The sequence below is a fragment of the Streptomyces anandii JCM 4720 genome (assembly GCF_014650655.1).
In the GTDB taxonomy this organism is placed as follows: Bacteria; Actinomycetota; Actinomycetes; order Streptomycetales; family Streptomycetaceae; genus Streptomyces; species Streptomyces anandii.
In genome coordinates this window covers 269,225-273,776 of record NZ_BMVJ01000002.1, presented here as the reverse complement: position 1 = coordinate 273,776, position 4,552 = coordinate 269,225, and the positions used below count along the sequence as shown (strand labels likewise).

Sequence of the window (4,552 nt, the reverse complement as noted above, 5' to 3'; positions counted from 1 at the left end):
GGCGGCGAGTGGTCGAACCGGGCGCGCTGGAACTGCGGTTGGCGGCCTCGGCGGCCGACGTACGGCACACGGCCCGGCTGGCCCTGACCGGGCCGGTACGGACAGTGGGCACGGACCGCCGGCTGCGGTGCCCGACGGAGGTGAGGCCCGAGGGGTGAGCGCGTCGCCGCCCGGTCCCATCCGCCGGGTCACGCGTCAGGCGCACCTCCGCCCGGTGAGGCATTTCCGCCCGGTCAAGCGCCCATCCGCTCGGTCAGGCCGAGTTGGGCCATGATGGCGCCGGTGTCGAGGTAGGTGCGGGCCTCGGTGACCTTGTCGTCGTGGACCTCGTAGATGTCGCACGCGCGCACCGTGACCTCCCGCCCCGTCGCGGGCACGGTGCCCGCGTGCAGGACCAGGTCCCCGGTCTGCGTTCCGTGGCCGGTGTACTCGGCGACGACGGTGTCGCCCTGGGTCGTGAGGTGGTCGAGGCGGAACTCGCCGTCCGGCATGGCCTCGAACATGGCCTTGGCGATCCTGGTGAACTCCTGCGGACCCTTCAGGGTGCGTCCGCTGCCTTCCTCGGTGAGAGTGCAGTCGGGAGCGACCGCTCCTGAGATGGCGTCGTAGTCGCGGTTGTTCCACGCCTCGAAGAGATGGCGTACGAACGTTTCGTTGTCTGTCATGCGAGAGCCTCCACTCCGCTGTGAGGCAGCCCCTTGGCCGCTGCCCCCGAGTCGGCCTCCGCCTTCCATGCTCACGCCGCCGGGCAGCGTCCGCACCTCGGCGGCCTGGGTGCGCGCACGACAGAAAACCCCGCCCGCCACCGGAGAACCGGTGGCGGGCGGGGTGAAGTGGAGCGCCGGGCAGGCCTTGCACCTGCATCTCCCCGCAGGAAGCGGGGCGTCTTTCCTTGGACCACCAACGCACTGCGTCCGAGCCGTTGTTCCGGCCGTTCGCGTGTGATGATCATAGCGCACCGATCGCCCGGGACGCCACTTCAGCGGTGCGGCTCCCCGCCCGCCGACTCGAAACGCCACCGGTGCACCGGCCGGGACACCAAGTCCCCGTCCGGCTCCGGCAGTTCCGGCAGCTCCGCGTCGTAGGCCGCCTCCCACCAGGTGATGACGAGGACGCGGTCCCCGGGGGCGCGGAAGAACTCGCGGCGCAGCGGGGGCCGGGCGAGCCGCTGGGCGCGGGCCCAGTCGAGGAGTTCCCCGCCCCGGCCCTCGGCCGCCCGTGCCTCCCACATCAGCGCGACCGTCATGAGTAGAGGTTCTCCTTGCTGACCTCGTGCACGTGGTCGTGGGTGTGCGAGTGGGCGTGAGCGTGCGCCTCGCCGGGGACGTGCGGGTCGGTCACCGGCAGCGAGGAGTCCGCCGACAGGTCCCAGTCCGAGGCCGCCCGGCCGCGCGTCACCATCTCGGCGCCGAGGGCCGCCACCATCGCGCCGTTGTCCGTGCACAGCTTGGGCCGGGGCACGCGCAGCCGGATGCCGGCCGCCTCGCAGCGCTCCTGGGCCAGCACGCGCAGCCGGGAGTTGGCGGCCACACCGCCGCCGATCATCAGGTGGTCCACGCCCGCGTCCCGGCAGGCCCGTACCGCCTTGCGGGTCAGCACGTCCACCACGGCCTCCTGGAAGGACGCGGCCACGTCACGGACCGGGACCTCCTCTCCGGCCGCCCGCTTCGCCTCGATCCAGCGGGCCACCGCGGTCTTCAGTCCGGAGAAGGAGAAGTCGTACGCCGCGTCGCGCGGGCCCGTCAGTCCGCGCGGGAACGCGATCGCCTCCGGGTCGCCCTCGCGCGCGTACCGGTCGATGACCGGGCCGCCCGGGAAGCCCAGGTCGAGCACGCGGGCGATCTTGTCGAAGGCCTCGCCGGCCGCGTCGTCGATGGTCGCGCCCATGGGACGCACGTCGGCGGTGATGTCCGTGGACAGCAGCAGCGAGGAGTGGCCGCCGCTGACCAGCAGCGCCATGGTCGGCTCCGGCAGCGGGCCGTGCTCCAGCTGGTCCACGCAGATGTGGGAGGCGAGGTGGTTGACGCCGTAGAGCGGCTTGCCGAGCGCGTAGGCGTACGCCTTGGCCGCCGAGACGCCGACCAGCAGGGCGCCGGCCAGGCCGGGCCCGGCGGTGACCGCGATGCCGTCCAGGTCCTTCGCGCTGACCCCGGCCTCCTTCAGCGCGCGCTCGATGGTCGGGACCATCGCCTCCAGATGGGCCCGCGAGGCGACCTCGGGCACCACACCGCCGAAGCGCGCGTGCTCGTCGACGCTGGAGGCGACGGCATCGGCCAGCAGGGTGGTGCCGCGCACGATGCCGACGCCGGTCTCGTCGCAGGAGGTCTCGATGCCGAGGACGAGCGGCTCGTCCCGGGTGTCAGCCATGGGTCTCGGTTCCTTCTACGCCATTGACGGGGGTTGCGGGTGTCGCGGGGGACGCGGGGCTCGCGGAGGCCGGATCGGCCAGGCGCATCACCAGGGCGTCGACGTTCCCCGGCTGGTAGTAGCCGCGTCTGAAGCCGATGGGCTCGAAGCCGAAGCGCTCGTAGAGCCGCTGCGCGCGGAGGTTGTCCACGCGGCACTCGAGCATCACCTCGGTGCACTCGAAGGCGGTCGCGGCCCGCAGCAGCTCGGTCAGCAGCCGGGCGCCGAGGCCGCTGCCCCAGTGGTCGCGCGCGACCGCGATGGTCTGGACGTCGCCCTGCTCACCGGTGGCGACCAGGCCGCCGTACCCGACGATCCGCGCGCCGCCCGCCGCCCCGTCCGGGCCGTCCGGGCCGTCCGGTGCCGGCAGCTCCGCGACGACGTACCGCCGGGTGGCCTCCGGGCCGCGGGCGTGCGCCAGCTCGGACCAGAACATGCCGCGGGACCAGGTGTCCTCGGGGAAGAGGTCCTTCTCCAGCTCCAGCACGGGATCGATGTCCCACCAGCGCATCTCGCGGAGCACCGGGGCACCGGTCGTGGTCTCTCCCGTCACGTGGCCCGTCACTTGGGGGTGACCACCTTGTAGTTCTTGGGCACCTGGGCGTCGGGCCGGCGCAGGTACAGCGGCCGGGGCGCGGGCAGCTCCTCGCCCGCGGCCAGCCGCTCGGCGGCCAGGCAGGCTAGGGCGGCGGCCGAGACGTGCTCGGGCTCGTGCGCCTTGGGGAAGGTGTCCGGGTAGAGCAGGGCGCCCGCGCCGACCGCGGGCAGGTCGCGCACCTCGTCGGCGATGTCGGCGGGCCGGTCCACGGCCGGGTCGGTGACCCGGGTGCGGGAGTCGGCGTAGCGCGCCCAGTAGACCTCCTTGCGGCGGGCGTCGGTGGCCACGACGAAGGGGCCGGCGAGGTCGGCCGCGTACGCGAGGCCGTCGAGCGTGCACACGCCGTGCACGGGGATGCCGAGGGCGAGCCCGAAGGTGTCGGCGGTCATCAGACCGACGCGCAGCCCGGTGTAGGGGCCGGGGCCGTTGCCGGCGACGATGCCCGTGAGGGCGTCGAGGCCGAGCCCGGCCTCCGCGAGGACCCGGTCGACGGCCGGCAGCAGCAGCTCTCCGTGCCGGCGCGCGTCCACCTGGCTCGACGAGGCGATGACGGCCGTGCCGTCGTGCAGGGCGACGGTCACGGCGGGGGTGGCGGTATCCAGAGCTAGCAAGAGCACGCGAACAGCCTACGGCTCCGGCGGCGTCGGCACGGCCGCCCGGGTCGTGCGCATTCGGGCTGCTACGGTCGCGAGACGGGCAGGACAAGGGCCGGGGCCCGAGCGTCGGCGCACCGACGGCGGACGTCGGCAGTGGTGATCCGGAAGGCGGGCGAGCGTGGCAAGGAGCAGCTCGGGATTGGTGGCCGGGCTCACCGCGGCCGCCCTCGCCACGGTCGGCTTCCTCGCCTACCGGGCGCAGGCGACCGTGCCGCACGGCCTGGGCGGCAGGCCCGGCGCGAGCGCGACGCCCGCCGCCAGCGCCAGCAAGGCTCCCCGCGACAAGCGGCACCCCACGGCGCTGCCCGGGGGTTCGGGCACGGGCGAGCGGGTCGTGTACTCCGTGGACGACGACCGGGTGTGGCTGGTCGGCGCGGGCAACCGGGTGGAGAACACCTTCCGGGTCAGCCCGGGCAACGTGGACCCGCTGCCGGGCACGTACGTGGTCACCTCGCGTTCGAAGGCGATCACCGGGACCGACGGTCTGCCCGTGGAGCACGTGGTGCGCTTCACCAGCGTCAACGGCGTCGTCATCGGTTTCAGTGCGGCCGTGGAGGAGTCGGCGCCGGACACCGACCTGGGCACCGCCGTGAAGACCGGCGGCATCCGCGAGACCCGGCCGGACGGCGAGGCGATGTGGATGTTCGCGACGATCGGCCAGAAGGTCGTCGTCATCCGCTAGGGGCGACCGCTCCCGGCCGACGGGTCACCGTACGGGCGCTGGCCGGGCTCCCGGCCGGCTGTCCGGCTTGCGGAGGCCAGGCGGCTTTCCGGCAGCCGTCCGACTTGCCGAGGCCAGGCAGCTTTCCGGCAGCCGTCCGCCGTGCGGATACCAGGCGGCTTTCCGGCAGCCGTCCGACTTGCCGAGGCCAGGCGGCTTTCGGGCGGCTGC

At 73.9% G+C, this 4,552-nt stretch carries 6 protein-coding genes; 1 reads left to right on the top strand and 5 read right to left on the bottom strand.

The window, feature by feature from the left end; genetic code table 11:
- Positions 1-233: 233 nt before the first annotated feature.
- From IE249_RS04475 to tsaB, 5 genes are all read right to left on the bottom strand, one after another.
- The gene (locus IE249_RS04475; protein WP_189703433.1) at positions 234-665 is read right to left on the bottom strand and encodes an ester cyclase; all 432 of its coding nucleotides are present in this window, start codon (positions 663-665) and stop codon (positions 234-236) included.
- A gap of 314 nt (positions 666-979) precedes the next feature.
- Positions 980-1,246 carry a hypothetical protein gene (locus IE249_RS04470; RefSeq protein WP_189703432.1) on the bottom strand — a complete coding sequence of 89 codons (267 nt, stop codon included), beginning with the start codon at positions 1,244-1,246 and terminating at the stop codon, positions 980-982.
- Positions 1,243-2,367, bottom strand: coding sequence for a tRNA (adenosine(37)-N6)-threonylcarbamoyltransferase complex transferase subunit TsaD (tsaD, locus tag IE249_RS04465; RefSeq protein WP_189703431.1), 1,125 nt, complete (start codon positions 2,365-2,367; stop codon positions 1,243-1,245). The genes IE249_RS04470 and tsaD overlap by 4 nt, the downstream gene beginning before the upstream one ends.
- Positions 2,360-2,917, bottom strand: coding sequence for a GNAT family N-acetyltransferase (locus IE249_RS04460; protein ID WP_189703688.1), 558 nt, complete (start codon positions 2,915-2,917; stop codon positions 2,360-2,362). Before IE249_RS04460 ends, tsaD begins: the two co-directional genes overlap by 8 nt.
- 50 nt (positions 2,918-2,967) lie before the next feature.
- Positions 2,968-3,621 carry a tRNA (adenosine(37)-N6)-threonylcarbamoyltransferase complex dimerization subunit type 1 TsaB gene (tsaB, locus tag IE249_RS04455; RefSeq protein ID WP_189703430.1) on the bottom strand — a complete coding sequence of 218 codons (654 nt, stop codon included), beginning with the start codon at positions 3,619-3,621 and terminating at the stop codon, positions 2,968-2,970.
- Between the two features lie 157 nt (positions 3,622-3,778).
- Here tsaB and IE249_RS04450 point away from each other — a divergent pair, with 157 nt between their 5' ends.
- Entirely contained in the window at positions 3,779-4,342 is a 564-nt protein-coding gene (locus tag IE249_RS04450) for a hypothetical protein (protein ID WP_189703429.1), read from the top strand.
- Positions 4,343-4,552: the final 210 nt, after the last annotated feature.

Coding starts and splice junctions, on each gene's coding strand:
- IE249_RS04475 (WP_189703433.1), bottom strand. CDS start 665: ATGACAGACAACGAAACGTTCGTACGCCATCTCTTCGAGGCGTGGAAC.
- IE249_RS04470 (WP_189703432.1), bottom strand. CDS start 1,246: ATGACGGTCGCGCTGATGTGGGAGGCACGGGCGGCCGAGGGCCGGGGC.
- tsaD (WP_189703431.1), bottom strand. CDS start 2,367: ATGGCTGACACCCGGGACGAGCCGCTCGTCCTCGGCATCGAGACCTCC.
- IE249_RS04460 (WP_189703688.1), bottom strand. CDS start 2,917: ATGCGCTGGTGGGACATCGATCCCGTGCTGGAGCTGGAGAAGGACCTC.